Genomic DNA, 17934 nt, shown 5'->3' on the forward strand with positions numbered 1-17934 from the left:
GTTTAGGCGATACACACAACAACGCCGAATCCTGATAAAGGTACGGGGGACAACTCTTGGGGTGAATGTGCTTGCACTAGGGCAATCCCTGCCCGAACCCGTCAACTAACCTCGGAGGCATAAGGGGGACACCATGAGTAAACAGCGTTCTAAGCTGATGACTCGTTTGATTCTGTCCGGAGTCACAGGCCTAATGGCTTTGGGGAGTTTTGCAACGATCGCCCAGGCCGCGACCACACGTAGTACCGTTGAGGTAACTCGGGCGGCGTATCTCATTTCAGCTCCGCATTTAGATTCACACCGAATTGCACTAGAATCGACGGGGAGTTCTCTACAAACCTTGTCGGGCAGCACGCAAGCTTGGTGGCACGTGAAAGATAGCAAGGGCCGAACTGGGTACATCACAAGGAATACCCGCTGGACAACCAGTTTGAGTGAAGGAACATCCGCCACAACAACAAGTGGACAAGCATCTGCATCAACTGCGGGATCCGCGACCACTTCCAGCCAGCTACCCCCTGACGTCCAGTATGATCCTAGTGTTCACCCGCTTGCATCACTGTATGCAAGCTATCAGACTAAAGTCGATGCAGTACTGCAAGTTGCCAAAAGCAAATTGGGTACACCATACATTTGGGGTCACAACGAAGATAGGGGACAATACGGATTTGATTGCTCCAACTACACTGCGTACGTGTATCACCACGCGTTAGGATATAAAATGAGCGGTGCATCTCAAGTGCAGTACCATAGCGTCGGCAAACCGGTTCCTATCAAGGACATGCGTCCGGGCGACCTGGTGATCATGGATAAAGGCGGTCACGTAGGAATTTATGTGGGCAATGGGCAAATGATTCAGGAAGGCGGCGGACTGAAAAAGGTTGGGTACCTGCCGTTACATCCTGGCTCCTACTGGTACAAGCACATTACTATTGTGAAGCGTATGTTCTGACACAGGGTGGCCCGTTGGCCACTCTGTCTTAGCTATGCCGACCAGGAGCTACGCTTTCCAGATGAGCCCATGCGACCTGTCAAGACACGATTTATCTATGTTTTTTGTGGATGAGATGCCACTCCAACTGGTTTTTATCCAATCGTCAAATGATATAGTCATTCGAACCCGCTCTTCTCCGTTGATGTGATGCGGACACGGGGCACCATCCTTTTCCAACCCCAGCTTCTGTGCACATCGAATCATTCGGTGATTGGCCGATTTGGTGGTCAAACATATCGTCATCGGTGACAATTGGCGGAATATAAAGTTTATCCAGAGTGCAAGGGCATTCGTCCCATACCCTTTGTTCCACATTTCGGGTTCAAAAATTGCGATGCCCACTTCGATGGTCTGAGTCAACCTGGATTCCCAATCATACAGTACCATCCCGGTGATCGTCTCACCGATCTCGATTAACAACCAACGTTCAAAGCTCTGGCTATCCAAATGCGATTGCATACGCTCCATATACCCATCAAAAGTGATTTCCCCAATCGGATCCTTTGCTCCATCTAAGTCACGCCAAGTAGCGTATTCATCCGCAAAGAACCTTTGAAAAAGAACGGACAGGTCTCTCTGTTCAATACTTCGCAGCACAATTTCCGCCACAGTCATTCTCACATTATGTAACATGTCCCGCCACCCTCTTTTAGGTTTTGGTTGCATGGTAGAATTGAAACGCTTATGCTGAAGCCATAGAACAGCAAAAGGAAGTGGGAATTATGAAAAAATTACTATTGCCACTTCTAGCCACGGCATTGTTCCTCGCTGGATGTGGGACTGCTGTATCAGCGGCAACAAACACTGCCGCAAACCAAACTACAAATGTCTCTACCAGTCAACCCATTTCCAAAAGTCCCTTGGTTGGAAAAATGGCACCAAAATTCTCGTTACAAACGTTGAATGAGAAATCCACTGTTAGCCTTCAGCAACTTTTAGCCAAGAAGAAGATTTTATTGATCAACGCTTGGGCTTCTTGGTGCTATCCATGTCAGCAGGAAACGCCTGATTTGATCGCAATGTCCAAAAAATATGCTGGTCAAGTCCAATTTGTTGGCGTCAACATGACAAGTGATGACTCCGTTTCGGCTGCAACGACTTTCGTTCAGAAATATGGCATATCGTACCCCGTGCTCCTTGACTTAAAAGGAACATTCGCACATAACTATCAAATTATCGGGTATCCAACGACATTTGTCCTCGATCCGAACGGAACGCTTGTAAATATTCATCTAGGGCTACTCACAAAAGATCAAATCGAGCAGCTTATCACCCAGGCCAAGAACGGGATCGCGGTACACTAAAACGGAGGGAAGGTTGCCCCTCCCGCCAATTTTACATCCATAGTTCAGTTTGTATCGTAGCCAGCGTCTTCGACGGCTTCCTTTAGAGATGCCACACTGGTCTTACCCTCGTCGAAGGTCACGGTTGCCTTTGCCCCGTCGAGATCAACCTTTGCTTCTTGTACGCCTTCCACTCCAGTGAGTGCTTTCGTCACCGAACTCACGCATCCGCCGCAGGTCATACCTTTTACTGTAATCGTTGCCGTTGCCATATCTTTCATCTCCCTTTGTATGATGGTCGTTTTGAAATCCCGGCTTATCTTGTATTACGCCAATGATTCCTGGCTACACCCCCCTCCCCAGGCGCAGGCGACGAAGTAACAAGCTGTTTGAAATGACACTTACGGAACTCAGCGCCATCGCCGCCCCAGCAATGACAGGACTCAATACCCCAGCGGCGGCAAGCGGGATGCCAAGCACGTTATAGAAGAACGCCCAGAACAGATTCTGACGAATCTTCTTCATTGTTGCTTTGGATAGATGAATGGCATCGACCACACCATGTGTTCGTGCATTCATCAGCGCAATGTCGGCAGCTTCAATCGCCACATCGGCACCTGTCCCCATCGCGATACCAACATCAGCCGCTGCCAAAGCTGGAGCGTCGTTGATGCCGTCCCCAACCATGGCGACAATCCGACCATCCTTGCGTAGAGACTCCACTTTTGATGCTTTGTCGGCCGGTAGTACCCCGGCGATCACGTTGGTGATCCCTACCTGTGCAGCGACAGCCTTCGCTGTTCGTTCGTTGTCGCCGGTAATCATCCATACTTCGATGCCCATGTTCTGCAATTCACGAACAGTACTATTTGCATCCTCTTTGAGGATGTCGGCAATCGCCACGACGCCCATTACCCGATTTGCATCGGCAACCATGACGGCTGTCTTACCGGCTTCTTCAAATACGGACAAGACATCGTCTGGAATGCGTTCAACACCCTGCTCAGTCAGCCAACGGCGATTCCCAATTCGAATCTTTTGACCGTCAACCCGACCTTCAATCCCCTTTCCTGGTATCGCTTCGACATGCGAAACTGTTTGCGCGCCAATCCCTTTTTCTTCCGCGTACTGTACGACGGCCGCACCGAGCGGGTGCTCGCTTTGCGATTCGAGGGCCGCAGCCAACCGAAGCAATTCTGTTTCAGAAACCCCTTCACCCGTCCAGAGATCCGTCACCGTCGGCTTCCCTGATGTGATGGTGCCGGTTTTATCAAAGATTACGGTGTTGATTTTATGAGCCAATTCGAGATGCTCACCGCCTTTGATGAGAATCCCGGATTCAGCACCAAGGCCTGTGCCAACCATGATCGCAGTCGGTGTGGCCAATCCCAGGGAACACGGACAAGCGATGACCAGCACCGCGACGGCCGCAAACAGCCCATGCGACCATCCACCAAATATCCCCCAAAGCAGCAGCGTGAGCAGTGCAATCGCAAGCACGATCGGTACAAAAATGCCAGAAATCTTATCTGCGAGTCTCTGCACAGGTGCCTTCGAACCCTGCGCTTGGTCAACCAAACGAATGACTTGCGCCAGTGCGGTGTCTGCTCCGACCTTTGTCACTTCCATGGTAAAGGCTCGTGTTTGGTTGACCGAAGCCCCGACCACCGGTTCCCCCACCTGCTTCTCCACAGGCAAGGGCTCTCCAGTGAGAAAAGATTCATCCACTGAGGTATTGCCCTCGGTAATCACCCCGTCGGTCGGGACCTTCTCACCAGGGCGAACCTTCACGATGTCCCCGACTCGCAGTTGTTCCACTGGTACATCACTTTCCTGACCGTCATGCAACACATGGGCGACTTTAGCGCCGAGCTTCGCCAAGGCCTCCAAGGCCGAGCTGGATTTTGCCTTGGCCCTGGCCTCCAGCAGTTTACCCATGAAAATCAACGTAATGACCGTCGCTGAGGAGTCAAAGTAAATGTTCGAACTCCCCATGAATGTAAGCACCACACTATAAACGTAAGCCACGGATGTGCCAAGCGCGACCAACACGTCCATGTTGGCCGCCCCGCCCCGAAGGGAATGATATGCTCCCTTATAAAACCGCCACCCAACGTAAAACTGGACAGGTGTGGCAAGGACAAGGCTGAACCAATTGGGCATAAAGGCCATCTTGCCGGTAAGCATGTACAGCATCTGTGCCACGAGTGGCAAGGTCAACACAACGGAGAACCAGAACTTCGCCAGTTCTCGTTTGTATACGCGCTGTTTCCGGAGTTTCTCCTCTTCTGCCACTTGTTTTGATGCCAAAGTCGCACCATACCCGGCCTTTTCAACTGCCTTAATGATGTCCGCTTCTTGAATCACGCCAGATACATAGGATATATGCGCTTTCTCTGAAGCCAAGTTCACATTGACTGTTTTGACTGCATCTACCCTGCCGACCACTTTTTCAATACGAGCGGCACATGCAGCACAGGTCATGCCTGTGATGTTCAGGTCGACCTCCCGAATCGGAACACCATAGCCAGTCTTTTCAATCTTCTCTACCACGTCGCGCCACGTCGTTTCACCGTCCAGAACCACCCGTGCTCGCTCAGAAGCGAGATTGACATTGATTTCTTTTACCCCAGGCATCTTGGAAACGTTTTTTTCGATACGTGCTGCACACGCGGCACACGTCATCCCTTCAATCGGCAACGTGACTTCTGCTACTTCTGGCATTCAGCTCACCCCCTAGTTTTTCTGTCATGCTTTTGTGAATTGCCGAATGATTTCCATCAATTCGTCGATTTTCTCGGTACTGTCAGCATTTGCTGCCAGTGCATCTTTGACGCATCCTCGCGTATGCGATTCAAGAATTGACAAGGCAACTTGGTGAGTGGCGCTCTTTATCGCGGCCAACTGAACGAGGATGTCCACGCAGTATCGATCCTCTTCAACCATCTTATGAACGCCTCGAACCTGACCCTCGATACGTTTTAATCGGCCCAAGAGTTTTGCACTTTGTGAAGCATATCCGTGCGTTGACTGTTCCATAAAATCATCCCCTCAGCTTCATTTATACAATACCCCTGTAGGGTACGCAAGTCAACATGTCGCATGTGAGACCATTAACCGGACTCATGATTGCTGATTTGGGCGGCCAAACACTTTCGGCTGTGCATATTCTGCCCTTGACGAGAGGGGGCATTTGCCATGCACAGTAGAAGAGTGGGTACAACCAAGTTGGTGGCCCCGGATATCGGATTTCTTCCGTGTCAAATGGTTCAAGGGTTCAAGCATTTTCATCTGATTGCGGAACCCGTTCAACAAACCTTGACGAACGGTGTGACCATCAACGCGTGGGGATATAACGGGTCTACACCCGGTCCTGTCATGGTTGTTTCTCAAGGAGACCGAATCCAAGTTGCTTTTACCAATCGTTTACCAGAAGAGACATCCATTCACTGGCACGGCCTCATCGTACCGAACACTGTGGATGGCGTTCCGGGAATCGAAGCTGGTCCTGTCGTAAAACCAGGTGAGACGTACGTATATGACTTTGTTATCCGTCAAGCTGGAACTTTTATGTACCATGCACATACAATGGACGCTCAGCAAGAAATGATGGGTCTCGCTGGGATGATTGTGTCTTTGCCGGAACGGCAAATGGTAAACCGGGAGTACATCATCCTCTTGCAGGAATGGGCGGTGAAAACAGGAGCGGACATGGGTATGAGTGGAATGGGAATGGGGAAAACATCCATGACGACGAAGAGCGACATGCAGTCAACAATGGAGAAAGCCACCGAGCAACTGCCTAGCGGAAAAGCCCTTGACATCGACCCGATGAGTATGGACTACAATTACTTCACCATGAATGGTAAATCATTTCCTGACACCACGCCCCTTCGTGTGCGATACGGTGAAAAGGTTCGAATTCGCTTAGGAAACCTGAGTATGGACTCACATCCCATGCACTTGCATGGACATGAGTTTCAGGTTATCGCTGGAGACGGATCGACGCTCCCGATTCCATGGTTCAAAAATACGATCAATGTCGCCCCCGGTGAGACATGGGATATCGAGTTCCAGGCCAATAATCCCGGCATATGGGCGTTTCATTGTCACAAGCCACATCACACAACGAACGATCACAAGACAGACGTGGGTGGTATGTTTACGACGTTGAATTATAGCCGGCGAAGTACATTATGACCGAGATCAAGAGCCTGGTCATCGAAATTGAGCGCGCCGAACCACCGTGAGATACAGCATCACTTCAATCGCGACAAGAACGCACTGAATGACCCAAATCACGGTAGAATCAATCATCCCAATGAGCATTACGCTCATAGAAACACTCATCAGGGTTGCTATGCAGGATTCAGTCATATCAAGTACGCTAAACGGCTTCATCATCAAAACCATAGGCAAACAAACTGTAGCAACCGGAATAATGATGGCGAGGCTTTTGCTGCCTGTGGTCAATTCGATAAGCATAGCAAAAATGAACGCCAAAGACATGCTGTTCAGCATGCAAATCCGCATTTGTAACGATTTGTTGACATGGTGCATTTTTGCCACGATTTTGTAACAGGCAAAAAAACCAATGATTGATCCAAAGAAGCTCGTAACCAACAACAAAATTCATCACTCCAGCAAGTGTTTGTACAATACCCTATATAGGTATATATGCACACACTGCGTCAGGCTTGCCTATATATTTGAGAAGAAACGTCGACCTGTAATGGACTGCTCTTCACTTTGGTGAACGATTATCATCTATCGTATACCCCACCAGTTCTCCTTTACATGTAGCCACTCATTCATGGGCATGTCCAGAATGATGTGCTTCCTGGTGATTACGCTCTAGATGAGAACCTCCATGGCCCATCATGTGTGAACTGCCCATACCATGCTTCATTCCCCTTGCGACCATCCACCAGTTGATTGGATAGGTCACAATGGAACCAACCAAAATGCTAATAGACATGACCAACCAGAATGTCGGTGACCACGGGGACATCACAGACCACCCGCGCATTAGGAAATACATCGTCGGGAACATGCCCACCACCATGAACGTCAGCGATAAAAGTTCAGCCCAGAAGCCCGTACGAACAGCGGCTCGAAAGGTAATCTGGTTCATGTGCATAATCGGGATGGTTTGAAACAAAAGCCAACCAACCAAAAAACCCACAATGTATTCTACCCCCATGTCGACATACATGGGGGTGCCAAGTGATGAGGTGACAGCGGCAGCCGCCACAATGCCTAAGGCATCTCCTGCGACACAGTGAATCACAGAACCTGTCGCCTGTTTCCACATGGGCGCAACAAACTTGTCATGTGTACCTGGTTCTGGCTCTCGACAACTCGTGATGTAGATTAAAAGCCCAAGAACGCCAAGGTAAAGTGTGATCAGTACCCATGCCACTTTCATCATGTTCATAATCTCAGGTTGATGACGCAGATCATATATGAGCCAAATCACACTGACGATTGAGAGAACGCCCCACAAAGTAGCAACTATATTCACTCTTTCACCTCTCTCGCTGAACTGTACGACTGTTATTATCGGCAATCATTCCTACTTTAACACCTTATCGGCGAAAAGGTGGCAAGCGAATCGCCCGCCACCTGAGTTGTGCGCCGATCAGGTCCCGTTCATTGTGGTCGACGCCATATTCATTCCGCCCATGGAATTGTTCATTGAAGACGATGCGTCAGTGTTTCCCTCGGAAGAATTAGAGCTTGAAGACGTTTTTGGTTGCCCATCCTGATTGAAAAATGGCGGCCAAGGAGTCCCCTGATAATGGAACACAGTCAGCATGCCACCTTCTTGACCGTTAAGTCCCGCTGTATGATGTGGCAAATGGCAATGGAAAACCCACGTTCCTGGATTGTTCGCTGTGAACTCAATGTCATACGTTTCCCCAACACCCACATTGATGGTGTTGGCCAGATACTGCGCCGATTTCGGTAAAGGGTTGCCATCCTTAGCAACAACCAAAAAGTTATGTCCGTGTAAGTGTAGCGGATGGCTTTGCATACTCAGATTGCCAATTCTCACGAGAACCTTTTCGCCTTTTTTCACTTCCATCGGTGTCGTTGCAGGGAACTGCTTTCCATTGAAGGTGAATGTATTCCAGTTCATACCTTCCGGATTGACATCGTACGTTCCGGCTGGCACCTGGCCCTCGCCGTACGCCGGCATACTCATTCCGCCCATGCTACCCGGCTTCTGTAACTGCCATTCTTGCAGAAGAATTGTATAATCTCGATTGACTGTCTGTCCGTCAATTTTACCGCCATTCTTCGGTAGAGAAATGAACATACCGTCGAGCCCCATCATCTCTTGCGTGGAAGGCTGAACATGTGAATGGTACATGAATGTACCTACTTGTTTGACGGTGAATTCATATGCATAACTCTTTCCCGGTTGAATGGCCGGCCCTGGTTCTATTCCGGGAACACCGTCCATGTTGTTGGGTACAATGAGTCCGTGCCAATGAACACTGGTTGGCACTTTCAAATGGTTGCTCACCACAATTTTAACCCTATCGCCCTCGTGAACAACGATCGTGGGACCGGGGGTGCTTCCGTTATATCCCCATGCGTTCATAAATACACCCTTTGAAACTTCCTGCTTCACCGATTCAGCAACCAAGTGAAACACTTTCACACCATTTTCAAACGTGTATTGTGCCTGCGGTGTATCGGGTGTTACCACCTTCGCCTCACTTGTTGCGGCAGAAGCAACCGCGCCTTGTGTATTCCAAACTCCCCATCCAATGGCTGCGACAGCCACGACCAAAATCCCAACGATAAGAGTACGTAAGCGATTCTTCTTCAAGTATCTCACCTCCAACTAATACTATACGGGGGTACTGTACTTAGTTCAAGTGATATGTTATCCTTAAGTCTAATGTTTCATGTTTTTGTCACAACGCAGTCCAATCTGGAAACAAATAAAGGGGGCCACCGTATATCCCTACGTGAGCGCATTTCGGGATTCACTTGATACCGAAACAGACGTTCAACATTTATGTGACAAGATGACTTCAAGGATTGGTCCAAACAGACGAGGTATATAATGAACTTTAAGCGTTGCTGTCAATGCGAGAACAAAGGAGCTGACTACACTTGAGCATACTGAGAGAATTGTTCGGAGGCGGGCACCATGGTGGGCACGGAGAGCACCATGGCGGGCACGGAGAGCACCATGGTGGGCATGAAGAGCACCACGGCGGACACGAAGAGCACCACGGCGGACACGAAGAGCACCACGGCGGACACGAAGAGCACCACGGCGGACACAAAGAGCACCATGGTGGGCACCACGGTCGAATTTGGCACGATTAAGTACAAAAGGTCGGCCCTTTGCGGCCGACCTTTTGTGATCTTCGTTTAAGGCATGTTCGCCGGGATTTGATACGATGGGGGTGAGACAAACTTTGAACCGATTTCAATCACAATGTTTTCTTGATTCTTGAGCTTGATCGACCTGAGATCTCCTTTGAATAGCTGACCGTTCACGTACACCTTCACTGACTTACCGAAGATTGCTTTCGGATATTGCTGCCAGATGTCAAGAAACTGTCCCAATGTAAAGTTACGCTGGGACGGTGCCTCCACATGAATGACACCAGTGGTATCATGGGTGTGGATCCAGTACAAACAGGAACCGCTATTGTGTATCCCGATTTGCGACGGAATAGTCGTCTGTTTCCCATTATCAATGATGTATAAATGTGTGTGTAACCTCACTTGGAAATGTTCAGTACTGTCACAAGATATGCCATCAACCGTGGGGAATCCTCCACCAGCTTCACTTCCCGCTGGATGCTTTTGATTGTACCCATACAGCACAAGAAAAAATGCGACCACCACAGCCGCTACAATCGCCGAAAAAATGGCCGTTCCTTTAGTCATTTCTTCACCTCAATATCGTGTATTGCAACAGACTTCCGAACTTTTACACTCGTGTCGCCACTCCGCTTTTCATATTCCTCGGCATCGATTTGACGTATAGCACACCCCACAAGACAAATCCCACAACAGTCGAAATCACCATTAGTGGTATGTTGATCGTCATATACATGCCCAAGTACATGATGACACCACCAACAAGGGCCGGAATGATAAATCTTCTGCGGCGGATACCAATTGAAACTGTGACCAACAAAACGGAAACTACCAAAATAACGGGGCCGAATTTGAGGATCGTCTCAAGCCATCCGGGTGACGACCCAGACATACTATTCATTCCCATACCGGACATAGACATAGCCGACATCGATCCCGAAACAACCGCACCCGCGACACCTATTGCCGCCAAGATCATGGATCCCATACAAACGATACAACCGACAATACCAAGGATACCGCTCATTCTACTGCCAAATCTCATCCCGCGTTTCATCAGCCTACCCTGTCCCTCCCCGAACCTGGACTGCACTCACTGTGTTAAAAAATCTTTTAATCTACCCTACCTCGGCATCGTATAAGTGTCAATTAGGGCCTGCTGAATGATTTACACAGTAGACCATATGGCCCCAAAATACGTTCCAAGTAATTCTCCGAAGAGGAGCCAAAAAAGAAGCCGCAGCCTCTTCTCCAGATTCATCACCAGTAGTTGCAGAGCTATCACGGTCTCACTCGTCTGACGAAGCCTTGCTCGAATCAGTCCAAGCCCATAGCTACGCTTGGCTTCGCCGAATTTCCCTTCCACTGCGTTGCGCTCGCTCATGTCTTGGTATTCTTGTTTCTTTTGTTCTGGATCCACGTGTTTAGGTGGTCGCCCGAGTTTCGGACCGCTCAACCGAATCCCGTGTTCCTTGCAGTACCTAAGATTTTCTCGGGTTCGGTAGATTTTGTCCGCCAGAATCGCTTCAGGGTAGCATCCGAAGCGCTCCACATATCGTTCCACCGACTCGATGAGTGTCGTACCCTCATTGAAGCTGTCCCAGCTTGTCCTCTCCATCATGGCGTATCCGTCCACGACGCTGATTGCAACTTTTGCACCGAACTCCACATTCGCTTTGGCCTTCCCACGTACAATGGGTCGAACATCTGGCTGCGCGATGCTTACGATTCTGTCATCCACCCGATGACTACGAGACCGATACATCTCTCGCTGCTGGCGATGCAACTCATGAATGACCAAGAGATCTCGATACTGTTTCTTCGAGAGCGCTGTGAGTGGCGTGTGTTGCCCCAATTGTTCGATGAATCTCAAATCCCGCGCAACATAGCGCAACTGCCGTCCAATCGCCTTGCGAATCTCTGAGCGGCTTGGCTTCCGGTTCTTCGCTGTTCTCAGATAGTCACGACGCGCTTGGCGGCGACGGTCTCTCGGTTTCTTCATGCCACCCACATGTGGCGCATGCAGGATATCGATGATATCTTCGAGCTTCTCGCGCGCGGTGTTCAGCAGTGCCAAGTCAGTCGGATATGCAATATCCGCTGGTGCACACGTTGCATCAAGAATGAGCTTTCCTTGATGCGTGCATGGTGCTTGAGACTCGTCTTTTGACCGGCCCTCTTCTTCGGAGGGGTTAGGTGGATTGCCCTTGGGCTCATCGTCGTCTCCGCTCTCTTCTTCATGACGTGCGGCCTGCACAATCCACTCATTCACTTGGTTAATGGCGTCGGGTCCGAGCCGTTTACGAAAGTACGTTAGAAGAGAAGGATCAAAAGGTGGTTCTTCCTGATATGCCTCAAGACCGAGGAAGTACTGCAGATACGGGTTTTCTGTGATGTGTTGGACCAAGTGACGGTCGGAAAAACCTTCACGTTCCTGAATGATGAGTGCGCCAAGCGCCATCCGAACAGACATTGCACGTCCGCCTCGAAGGTCCTTGCTAAAGTGCTTGCTGTATTCCTGTTCCACGCGACGCCACGGAATGAGATAGGCGAGCTGGACCCAACGATTATCTTCACTGAGTCGACCACCAAACGGTAGAAAGAAGTCGCCAGGCAGTATCTGTTGATCCTGATGATTCGCGTACAATGTCCTTCCTCCAAGTGCACGGTTTTTTGTCCGTTCCGACCAAAATCCATACACTTCAATTCGACAAAACACACTCGAAACCCTTGTTGTTAAAGGGTTTTCTATTCATTCAGCAGGCCCCAATTAACTGCATGAACTTGCCTTAGTTTGGACACCTTATGGGCGAACATCCCATTTTGGAAAGGGGTAGTACGTTGTGGCGATGCAAATGAACATGGTGTCTACCGAGAAATATCAGGCCTGCATTGACGCATGTAAGGCTTGCGGTGCCGAGTGCGAGAAGTGTGCAACAAACTGTTGCAGAATGCCGGATGCGTCACACATGGGTAAATGCATGGAACTGTGTCGAGATTGCGCCAATATCTGCGAGTTATCTGCGCAGTTTATGTCCAGAGACAGTCAGTTTGCAAAACAGTTATGTGGGCTGTGTGCGACGATTTGCGAAGCGTGCGCCGCAGAATGTGCAAAACACGACAACCCCACTTGCCAAAGCTGTGCTGAAGCATGCCGCAATTGTGCAACCGAATGTCATAAGATGTCTGCATAAAGGACAGTAGGAGGCGTTTGCCTCCTACTGTTGGTTTCTACACTCATTGGTGAATAATCAATTCCTTAACTTGCGCCCTTCTCTTTTACTTTCAACAACGCTCGCCATATGGAAGAACCGCCAATACCAGCCATAATGACAATGACCAGAAGCAAAGCGACGTTGATAGTATCTAGGTTGTGAATATGTACCCCTGTTGCAATCCCCCAATCCATCAGCCCCGGCAGCCAGAACGCAATAATTGCAATAAAAACAAATAAAATCCCTCCATAAAGGAGCGTATTTCCTGCAACATAACGGCCAATAAATGCCTTTGCCTTGTCCCCCAAATTTCTCTGCTCCATCCACCGGCCAAATGCGGCACCAATGATCACTTGCATAATCGTGCTCCCTGCTCCATACAAAAAGCCTGGCATAAAACCGAGCCAGGGAGTTGGCATGGTAGGAGCAATCACGGTATAAAGAATGGTTGCCATTGCGCCTATACCCCAACCGGCCACGAATCCATGTAGCAATGCCAAATTCACAGGTATGGGTTTCCCATTGTCAGATACAGCGGGAAGCAATCGTTCTACCCATGGTAAGAAACGAAAAGACTTGCCTCGGTTCAGGACATAATACCCATAAAGCGCCATCACCAGTCCAACCAAGAAATAAATAATCGTTTCTTCTCCGGGTTTCATTAAAAAACCCGCGAGTGCAAAATAAGCCAACTGGGAAACAATCGCCCTTTGCGCTGTGAACGCAGCCGAGAAGTAAAACCCCGCGCGCATCCCTCCTTTAGTGCTGTAACTGCCGATGGCATAACTGAACGTGATCGGCCAAGTATGTTCATCCGGTGTAATCCCGTGAATCATGCCAAGAAACAGAGCGGTCATTAAATCCATCATGAGGGATACATGTTAGGGATTCCACAAGTTTATCAATTGAACTCACCGAACCTCTCTCTGGTAAACGTCGCACATGTACCGAACAAATCAAGTTTGTGGTACTCGACCACACAGCCATCCGGAGTGCTAAGTTCCTGCTGACAATCAAAAAGGTCATTTACCCGGTGGCAGTCAAGACAGATAAAATGATGATGATGCGAGTGCGTGCAGTAGGTGTAGTACACCGCACCATCAAGCAAGAACGGCGAGACCAACCCAATTTTAGTCAAGACTTCGAGCATCCGATATACTGTGGTTAGGCCAATCCCTACTCCTGCGCCCAACGCTGCTTGGTGAAGCTGAATCGGCGTTCGTGCTTTGTTCGCATGTGAAAATAAACCGAGCAGTGCTTTGCGCTCTTGAGTGAGGCGATAGTTTTGCTCATGCAACAATGATCGAATATTCGTTATCATCATGCCTTCTTATTGAAAATCATTTTCAATAATGGATTGTACGGTTTGCTATCTCGTCTTGTCAATAAAACCTGCGACAGTTTGATTATGATGTAAGTGGGATACTATAATATTTCGACTTAAACAGCTAGATCGAGGAGAACGTTCACGATACTTCTCAACGATTTTCCACCATGAAGATGTGATAGGCTATAAAGGTGATTTATCAAGTGCGTTCATGTAGGGGGACCAAAACATCTATGAATCAATCCTATTCCGTCAACCGAATCCGAGGCATACGTCCATTAACCAAGGTTCCAGAAGTAACAATATACTTCTGGATTGTGAAGTTGCTGACGACCGCTATGGGTGAATCGACATCGGATTATCTGGTTTATCACATCAATCCATATATGGCGGTCATTCTTGGCTTCCTTGGTTTTGTTATCGCGTTCGTTCTACAGTTTACCATTCGCAAGTACGTGGCGTGGATCTATTGGTTATTTGTCGTCATGGTTGCAATTTTCGGCACGATGGTTGCTGATGTGACCCACGTTGTCTTGGGAGTATCATATTTAATCTCGACCATCGTCTTTGCCATATTCATGATCGTGGCGTTTACGATTTGGTACAAGGTGGAGAAGACGCTTTCTATCCACAGTATCAACACTCGACGACGTGAGGTGTTTTATTGGTCGGCGGTGCTCGCAACCTTTGCGTTGGGAACTGCTATCAGTGATATGACGGCTATGACATTGCATCTTGGCTTCTTCGCATCAGGCATTCTGTTTGCGGTGCTGTTCCTGCTTCCTGCACTAGGATATTCACTGTTCAGGTTCAATTCGATTTTCGCCTTCTGGTTCGCTTATATCATGACCCGTCCACTTGGGGCTTCGTTTGCTGATTGGTTCGGGAAGCCAAAGAGTATTACGGGCCTCGGATACGGCGATGGGATCGTGGCTATGGTGTTGACAGCACTTATCATTATCTTCGTTGGTTATTTGACCGTCACTCGTAGGGATGTCCAACGCGAAACAGCCAGGTTGGGGTTCGAAAGATAGTGTACTCGATACCACTCGACAAAATAGCGTGCCAAATCAACTGATTGGCACGCTATTTCTTTGTGTCTGTTTTGATACTTCGTGAAATCATGTGTTAATTCACATGTCATTTGGACTGCGAATTCTTTTTTGTCCTTCAAAACGCAACCCGCAGCATAAGTCACCCAGCCCCTTTGTTGTCCGTACTATCCACGCGCGTGCCCTGATGCATACGCAGTAGCCGACTTACGATCCAGTTCGCCGTCAGACTTACAACTGACAAGGTGGTCATATAAACGAAGAACGAGTCGCGGTAATGCGTTATCATCCAGTACCCGGCGATTGTGCCAAGCATGTAACCCGGGATTCGCCACGCCGCCTGTCGATACCGTTTGGCGATTCGAAGGAGGTTACTCAACATCACACCCATCCTGTCGTCGTAATGTAACGCGGCCGTGGGGTTTCAAGTGTCTGATGTTATCGGTTTTTTGCGATCAAATACGAAGAGTAGAATGGTAATCACCACACCTGCAATCACAACTGGCATTGAGGTCCACTGCGCCGCATCCCAGTGAAATAAAAATCTAGGAGAGTCCCCTCTCAGCATTTCCAACAAAAACCGGACAAAATTATAACCGACCAGATAAAACATAAACAGGAACCCTTTCGGCCACCTGCGTTGCTTCAGTACCAACATCAGGGCAAACAATATGATATCGGCTTGTCCCTCCCACACCTCTGCAGGCCAGAGAGGTTGGTTGCCATAGGTCTGATACGCGAGTGTTGATTTGGGGTACAACAAGCCATAGCCAAGATGCGTTGGGCTACCGAATGCGTCTCCATTCATCAAATTGGCGTCACGTCCGATGCTTTGCGCGAGCAAAAGGGCTGGAGCGACGATATCTGCCATTGTCCAAAAGGATAGTTTGTGTCGGCGAATATACCAGATACCAACGACTAATGCACCCGCAACACCACCTTGAATAGACAGCCCTCCATGCCAAATGGCGATGATTTGACCCAGGTGTTTCGAGTAGTACTGCCAGTCAAAGAAGAAAACCTGCCAGAACCGGGAACCAACCAAACCTCCAATCAGTAACCAAGGTGCCAAATTCCACAAGTGAGGAACATACTCCGGCTTCTTATCAGCCTTTGCAAAATACACGGCCGCCCCAAGTCCAAACAAAAATGCCGCTGCAAAAATCGTGCTGTACGCTCGCACAGGAAAGTTCCCTATCCAGAACCAATACTGATGCAATCAATATCCCTCACTTTCCCCTAGGCCGTAGGCTTGCCATTCATCCGCATTAAGCTTATCATAGACGTAGCACGGTACGATACCCCGGTTATGTATTATGAAAATTTGATGACATTTGACGCACTTGTCATCCTATTTGTACCGTAAAGGGAACGCTATTCGTGCGGGTATCCATGCTAATTTTCACATGCCATCCACATACGGGAGTTCGTTAAAATGCACAAGGTTCCTCGTCGCAATATCATTATTTTTAGCGTTGCTGCAATCGTGGCCGGAATTTTAGGATACTATCTATGGCAGTATGGAAAATATGTAACACCCGCTAAGATTGGTGACATTACGCCAGACATAAAGGCCGTTACAGTAACCGGGCAAAGCTTCGAACTGAAAAACCTACAAGGCGACCCGGTCTTTCTAAACTTTTTCACGCCATGGTGTCCACCTTGCATTCAGGAGACGCCAGACCTGATTGCCTTTGCCAAACAGTATGGCAAACGGATACATGTCGTCCTAATTGACCGGGGCGACGATAGCGTTTTGGTTCGAAACTATGTGAGCAAATACCACATCCCGTCAGAGATGACGGTGCTATTAAGTTCGACCGATCATTGGTCCCCTCCTTACGGGGTGACAGGTCAACCTGAAACGTTCTTGATTTCATCAAACGGCCGGATTGTCAAACATATTATCGGCCCACTGACAGAAGCGCAGATGGTTCAATACGCCAAAGAGGCGGGTATGAAGAACCCTTAGAGGAGGGCTTACGCTGCTCGGAACACATCCAACCTTGTTACTTTCGTTTATTGCAGGTGTGTTGTCTTTTCTGTCTCCCTGCTGTCTGCCACTTTATCCATCATACATCTCGTATATCTCAGGGGTCACATTCAGTCCGACCGAAACACATACCTTGAACCATCGTATGAAAGCGGTCACGCACACCCTGTTCTTCATCCTTGGCTTCTCGATCATCTTCTTTGCTCTGGGTCTATCCGCCACCTTAGTCGGACAGGTGTTTGTTGGCTACCGAAACGTCATCCGGATCGTCGGTGGTGTGGTTGTTATCATCATGGGATTGGCACTCAGTGGCCTATTAACACCCAAATGGCTGATGATGGAGAAAAGGTGGGAATATAAGGGTAAGAAAACGGGATACTTCGGATCCGTTCTTGTTGGCATAAGTTTCGCCGCCGGATGGTCGCCTTGCATTGGTCCAATTCTGGGTGCTGTGCTCGTACTCAGCGCAAGCCAAAGCGCCTATGGAGTCTCGCTCATTATGGCGTACATCGTCGGTTTTGCCATACCATTTCTCATTCTCGGAGCATCGTTGGGTTCTGTACGAAAATTGACCAAGTATGGGGCACTGCTGTCCAAAATTGGCGGTTATATCATGATTGTCATGGGTGTTCTGCTTTTGACCAACATGTTATCCCGCATCACGATCTTGCTCATCCGCCTCTATGGTGGGTTTACCGGATTCTAGGAGGCCAAATG

The 17934-nt window shown here is 48.8% G+C and carries 22 protein-coding genes and 1 riboswitch; of the genes, 7 read left to right on the top strand and 15 right to left on the bottom strand.

Annotation, left to right across the window (positions count from 1 at the left end; genetic code table 11):
- Positions 1-12: 12 nt before the first annotated feature.
- Positions 13-135, top strand: a riboswitch (cyclic di-AMP (ydaO/yuaA leader).
- Positions 134-952, top strand: a complete 819-nt coding sequence (locus AYW79_RS04305; protein WP_231877882.1) for a C40 family peptidase — start codon at positions 134-136, stop codon at positions 950-952. Its footprint overlaps the riboswitch before it by 2 nt.
- 48 nt (positions 953-1000) lie before the next feature.
- Here AYW79_RS04305 and AYW79_RS04310 read toward each other — a convergent pair whose 3' ends face one another.
- Positions 1001-1627: a GNAT family N-acetyltransferase gene (locus AYW79_RS04310; RefSeq protein WP_067562103.1), complete on the bottom strand. Its 627-nt coding sequence runs from the start codon at positions 1625-1627 to the stop codon at positions 1001-1003.
- A gap of 89 nt (positions 1628-1716) precedes the next feature.
- On the opposite strand from AYW79_RS04310, the gene AYW79_RS04315 reads away from it, so the two are divergent.
- Positions 1717-2298 carry a TlpA family protein disulfide reductase gene (locus tag AYW79_RS04315; RefSeq protein WP_067562105.1) on the top strand — a complete coding sequence of 194 codons (582 nt, stop codon included), beginning with the start codon at positions 1717-1719 and terminating at the stop codon, positions 2296-2298.
- 44 nt (positions 2299-2342) lie between these two features.
- Here AYW79_RS04315 and AYW79_RS04320 read toward each other — a convergent pair whose 3' ends face one another.
- The 3 genes from AYW79_RS04320 to AYW79_RS04330 all read right to left on the bottom strand — a co-directional run bounded on the left by AYW79_RS04320 (position 2343) and on the right by AYW79_RS04330 (position 5316).
- Positions 2343-2549, bottom strand: a complete 207-nt coding sequence (locus AYW79_RS04320; RefSeq protein ID WP_067562108.1) for a heavy-metal-associated domain-containing protein — start codon at positions 2547-2549, stop codon at positions 2343-2345.
- Between the two features lie 73 nt (positions 2550-2622).
- The gene (locus AYW79_RS04325) at positions 2623-5001 is read right to left on the bottom strand and encodes a heavy metal translocating P-type ATPase (RefSeq protein ID WP_067562110.1); all 2379 of its coding nucleotides are present in this window, start codon (positions 4999-5001) and stop codon (positions 2623-2625) included.
- Between the two features lie 24 nt (positions 5002-5025).
- Positions 5026-5316, bottom strand: coding sequence for a metal-sensitive transcriptional regulator (locus AYW79_RS04330; RefSeq protein ID WP_067562113.1), 291 nt, complete (start codon positions 5314-5316; stop codon positions 5026-5028).
- A gap of 159 nt (positions 5317-5475) precedes the next feature.
- Here AYW79_RS04330 and AYW79_RS04335 point away from each other — a divergent pair, with 159 nt between their 5' ends.
- Entirely contained in the window at positions 5476-6477 is a 1002-nt protein-coding gene (locus tag AYW79_RS04335) for a multicopper oxidase family protein (RefSeq protein ID WP_067562115.1), read from the top strand.
- Positions 6478-6495: 18 nt separating this feature from the next.
- On the opposite strand, the gene AYW79_RS04340 is transcribed toward AYW79_RS04335, so the two are convergent.
- From AYW79_RS04340 to AYW79_RS04370, 7 genes are all read right to left on the bottom strand, one after another.
- The gene (locus tag AYW79_RS04340) at positions 6496-6906 is read right to left on the bottom strand and encodes a hypothetical protein (RefSeq protein WP_067562117.1); all 411 of its coding nucleotides are present in this window, start codon (positions 6904-6906) and stop codon (positions 6496-6498) included.
- Positions 6907-7084: 178 nt separating this feature from the next.
- Complete coding sequence (locus AYW79_RS04345) at positions 7085-7801, bottom strand: DUF4396 domain-containing protein (RefSeq protein WP_197461014.1); 717 nt, start codon at positions 7799-7801, stop codon at positions 7085-7087.
- Positions 7802-7918: 117 nt separating this feature from the next.
- Positions 7919-9118 carry a multicopper oxidase family protein gene (locus tag AYW79_RS04350; protein WP_067562123.1) on the bottom strand — a complete coding sequence of 400 codons (1200 nt, stop codon included), beginning with the start codon at positions 9116-9118 and terminating at the stop codon, positions 7919-7921.
- A 284-nt stretch (positions 9119-9402) separates the two neighbouring features.
- Positions 9403-9633 carry a hypothetical protein gene (locus AYW79_RS15450; protein ID WP_156481900.1) on the bottom strand — a complete coding sequence of 77 codons (231 nt, stop codon included), beginning with the start codon at positions 9631-9633 and terminating at the stop codon, positions 9403-9405.
- Positions 9634-9672: 39 nt separating this feature from the next.
- Positions 9673-10197, bottom strand: a complete 525-nt coding sequence (locus AYW79_RS04360; protein ID WP_067562128.1) for a hypothetical protein — start codon at positions 10195-10197, stop codon at positions 9673-9675.
- 43 nt (positions 10198-10240) lie between these two features.
- Positions 10241-10687, bottom strand: a complete 447-nt coding sequence (locus AYW79_RS04365; protein WP_067562131.1) for a hypothetical protein — start codon at positions 10685-10687, stop codon at positions 10241-10243.
- A gap of 111 nt (positions 10688-10798) precedes the next feature.
- Entirely contained in the window at positions 10799-12277 is a 1479-nt protein-coding gene (locus tag AYW79_RS04370) for an IS5 family transposase (RefSeq protein ID WP_067562291.1), read from the bottom strand.
- A gap of 214 nt (positions 12278-12491) precedes the next feature.
- Here AYW79_RS04370 and AYW79_RS16460 point away from each other — a divergent pair, with 214 nt between their 5' ends.
- Positions 12492-12824: a four-helix bundle copper-binding protein gene (locus tag AYW79_RS16460; protein WP_472341753.1), complete on the top strand. Its 333-nt coding sequence runs from the start codon at positions 12492-12494 to the stop codon at positions 12822-12824.
- A 65-nt stretch (positions 12825-12889) separates the two neighbouring features.
- Here the strand turns inward: AYW79_RS16460 and AYW79_RS04375 are convergent, their stop codons facing one another.
- Entirely contained in the window at positions 12890-13714 is an 825-nt protein-coding gene (locus tag AYW79_RS04375) for a hypothetical protein (RefSeq protein ID WP_067562134.1), read from the bottom strand.
- 32 nt (positions 13715-13746) lie between these two features.
- Entirely contained in the window at positions 13747-14169 is a 423-nt protein-coding gene (locus AYW79_RS04380; RefSeq protein WP_082806775.1) for a Fur family transcriptional regulator, read from the bottom strand.
- Between the two features lie 236 nt (positions 14170-14405).
- Here AYW79_RS04380 and AYW79_RS04385 point away from each other — a divergent pair, with 236 nt between their 5' ends.
- Complete coding sequence (locus AYW79_RS04385) at positions 14406-15206, top strand: COG4705 family protein (RefSeq protein ID WP_067562138.1); 801 nt, start codon at positions 14406-14408, stop codon at positions 15204-15206.
- Between the two features lie 160 nt (positions 15207-15366).
- On the opposite strand, the gene AYW79_RS04390 is transcribed toward AYW79_RS04385, so the two are convergent.
- Positions 15367-15606, bottom strand: coding sequence for a hypothetical protein (locus AYW79_RS04390; RefSeq protein ID WP_067562140.1), 240 nt, complete (start codon positions 15604-15606; stop codon positions 15367-15369).
- A 42-nt stretch (positions 15607-15648) separates the two neighbouring features.
- Positions 15649-16443 carry a prolipoprotein diacylglyceryl transferase gene (lgt, locus tag AYW79_RS04395; protein WP_067562143.1) on the bottom strand — a complete coding sequence of 265 codons (795 nt, stop codon included), beginning with the start codon at positions 16441-16443 and terminating at the stop codon, positions 15649-15651.
- Positions 16444-16659: 216 nt separating this feature from the next.
- Between lgt and AYW79_RS04400 the strand changes: the two genes are divergently transcribed.
- Entirely contained in the window at positions 16660-17196 is a 537-nt protein-coding gene (locus AYW79_RS04400) for a TlpA family protein disulfide reductase (protein ID WP_067562146.1), read from the top strand.
- 34 nt (positions 17197-17230) lie between these two features.
- A complete protein-coding gene (locus tag AYW79_RS04405; protein ID WP_439097678.1) occupies positions 17231-17923 on the top strand; it encodes a cytochrome c biogenesis CcdA family protein in 693 nt (230 codons plus the stop codon).
- Positions 17924-17934 lie beyond the last annotated feature (11 nt).

This window comes from Ferroacidibacillus organovorans (assembly GCF_001642725.1).
GTDB lineage: Bacteria > Bacillota > Bacilli > Alicyclobacillales > SLC66 > Ferroacidibacillus > Ferroacidibacillus organovorans.

Bases quoted from the DNA above. Each gene is read 5' to 3' on its own strand.
- AYW79_RS04305 (WP_231877882.1), top strand. From the start codon at position 134: ATGAGTAAACAGCGTTCTAAGCTGATGACTCGTTTGATTCTGTCCGGA.
- AYW79_RS04310 (WP_067562103.1), bottom strand. From the start codon at position 1,627: ATGTTACATAATGTGAGAATGACTGTGGCGGAAATTGTGCTGCGAAGT.
- AYW79_RS04315 (WP_067562105.1), top strand. From the start codon at position 1,717: ATGAAAAAATTACTATTGCCACTTCTAGCCACGGCATTGTTCCTCGCT.
- AYW79_RS04320 (WP_067562108.1), bottom strand. From the start codon at position 2,549: ATGGCAACGGCAACGATTACAGTAAAAGGTATGACCTGCGGCGGATGC.
- AYW79_RS04325 (WP_067562110.1), bottom strand. From the start codon at position 5,001: ATGCCAGAAGTAGCAGAAGTCACGTTGCCGATTGAAGGGATGACGTGT.
- AYW79_RS04330 (WP_067562113.1), bottom strand. From the start codon at position 5,316: ATGGAACAGTCAACGCACGGATATGCTTCACAAAGTGCAAAACTCTTG.
- AYW79_RS04335 (WP_067562115.1), top strand. From the start codon at position 5,476: ATGCACAGTAGAAGAGTGGGTACAACCAAGTTGGTGGCCCCGGATATC.
- AYW79_RS04360 (WP_067562128.1), bottom strand. From the start codon at position 10,197: ATGACTAAAGGAACGGCCATTTTTTCGGCGATTGTAGCGGCTGTGGTG.
- AYW79_RS04365 (WP_067562131.1), bottom strand. From the start codon at position 10,687: ATGAAACGCGGGATGAGATTTGGCAGTAGAATGAGCGGTATCCTTGGT.
- AYW79_RS16460 (WP_472341753.1), top strand. From the start codon at position 12,492: ATGGTGTCTACCGAGAAATATCAGGCCTGCATTGACGCATGTAAGGCT.
- AYW79_RS04375 (WP_067562134.1), bottom strand. From the start codon at position 13,714: ATGATGGATTTAATGACCGCTCTGTTTCTTGGCATGATTCACGGGATT.
- AYW79_RS04380 (WP_082806775.1), bottom strand. From the start codon at position 14,169: ATGATGATAACGAATATTCGATCATTGTTGCATGAGCAAAACTATCGC.
- AYW79_RS04385 (WP_067562138.1), top strand. From the start codon at position 14,406: ATGAATCAATCCTATTCCGTCAACCGAATCCGAGGCATACGTCCATTA.
- AYW79_RS04390 (WP_067562140.1), bottom strand. From the start codon at position 15,606: ATGTTGAGTAACCTCCTTCGAATCGCCAAACGGTATCGACAGGCGGCG.
- AYW79_RS04400 (WP_067562146.1), top strand. From the start codon at position 16,660: ATGCACAAGGTTCCTCGTCGCAATATCATTATTTTTAGCGTTGCTGCA.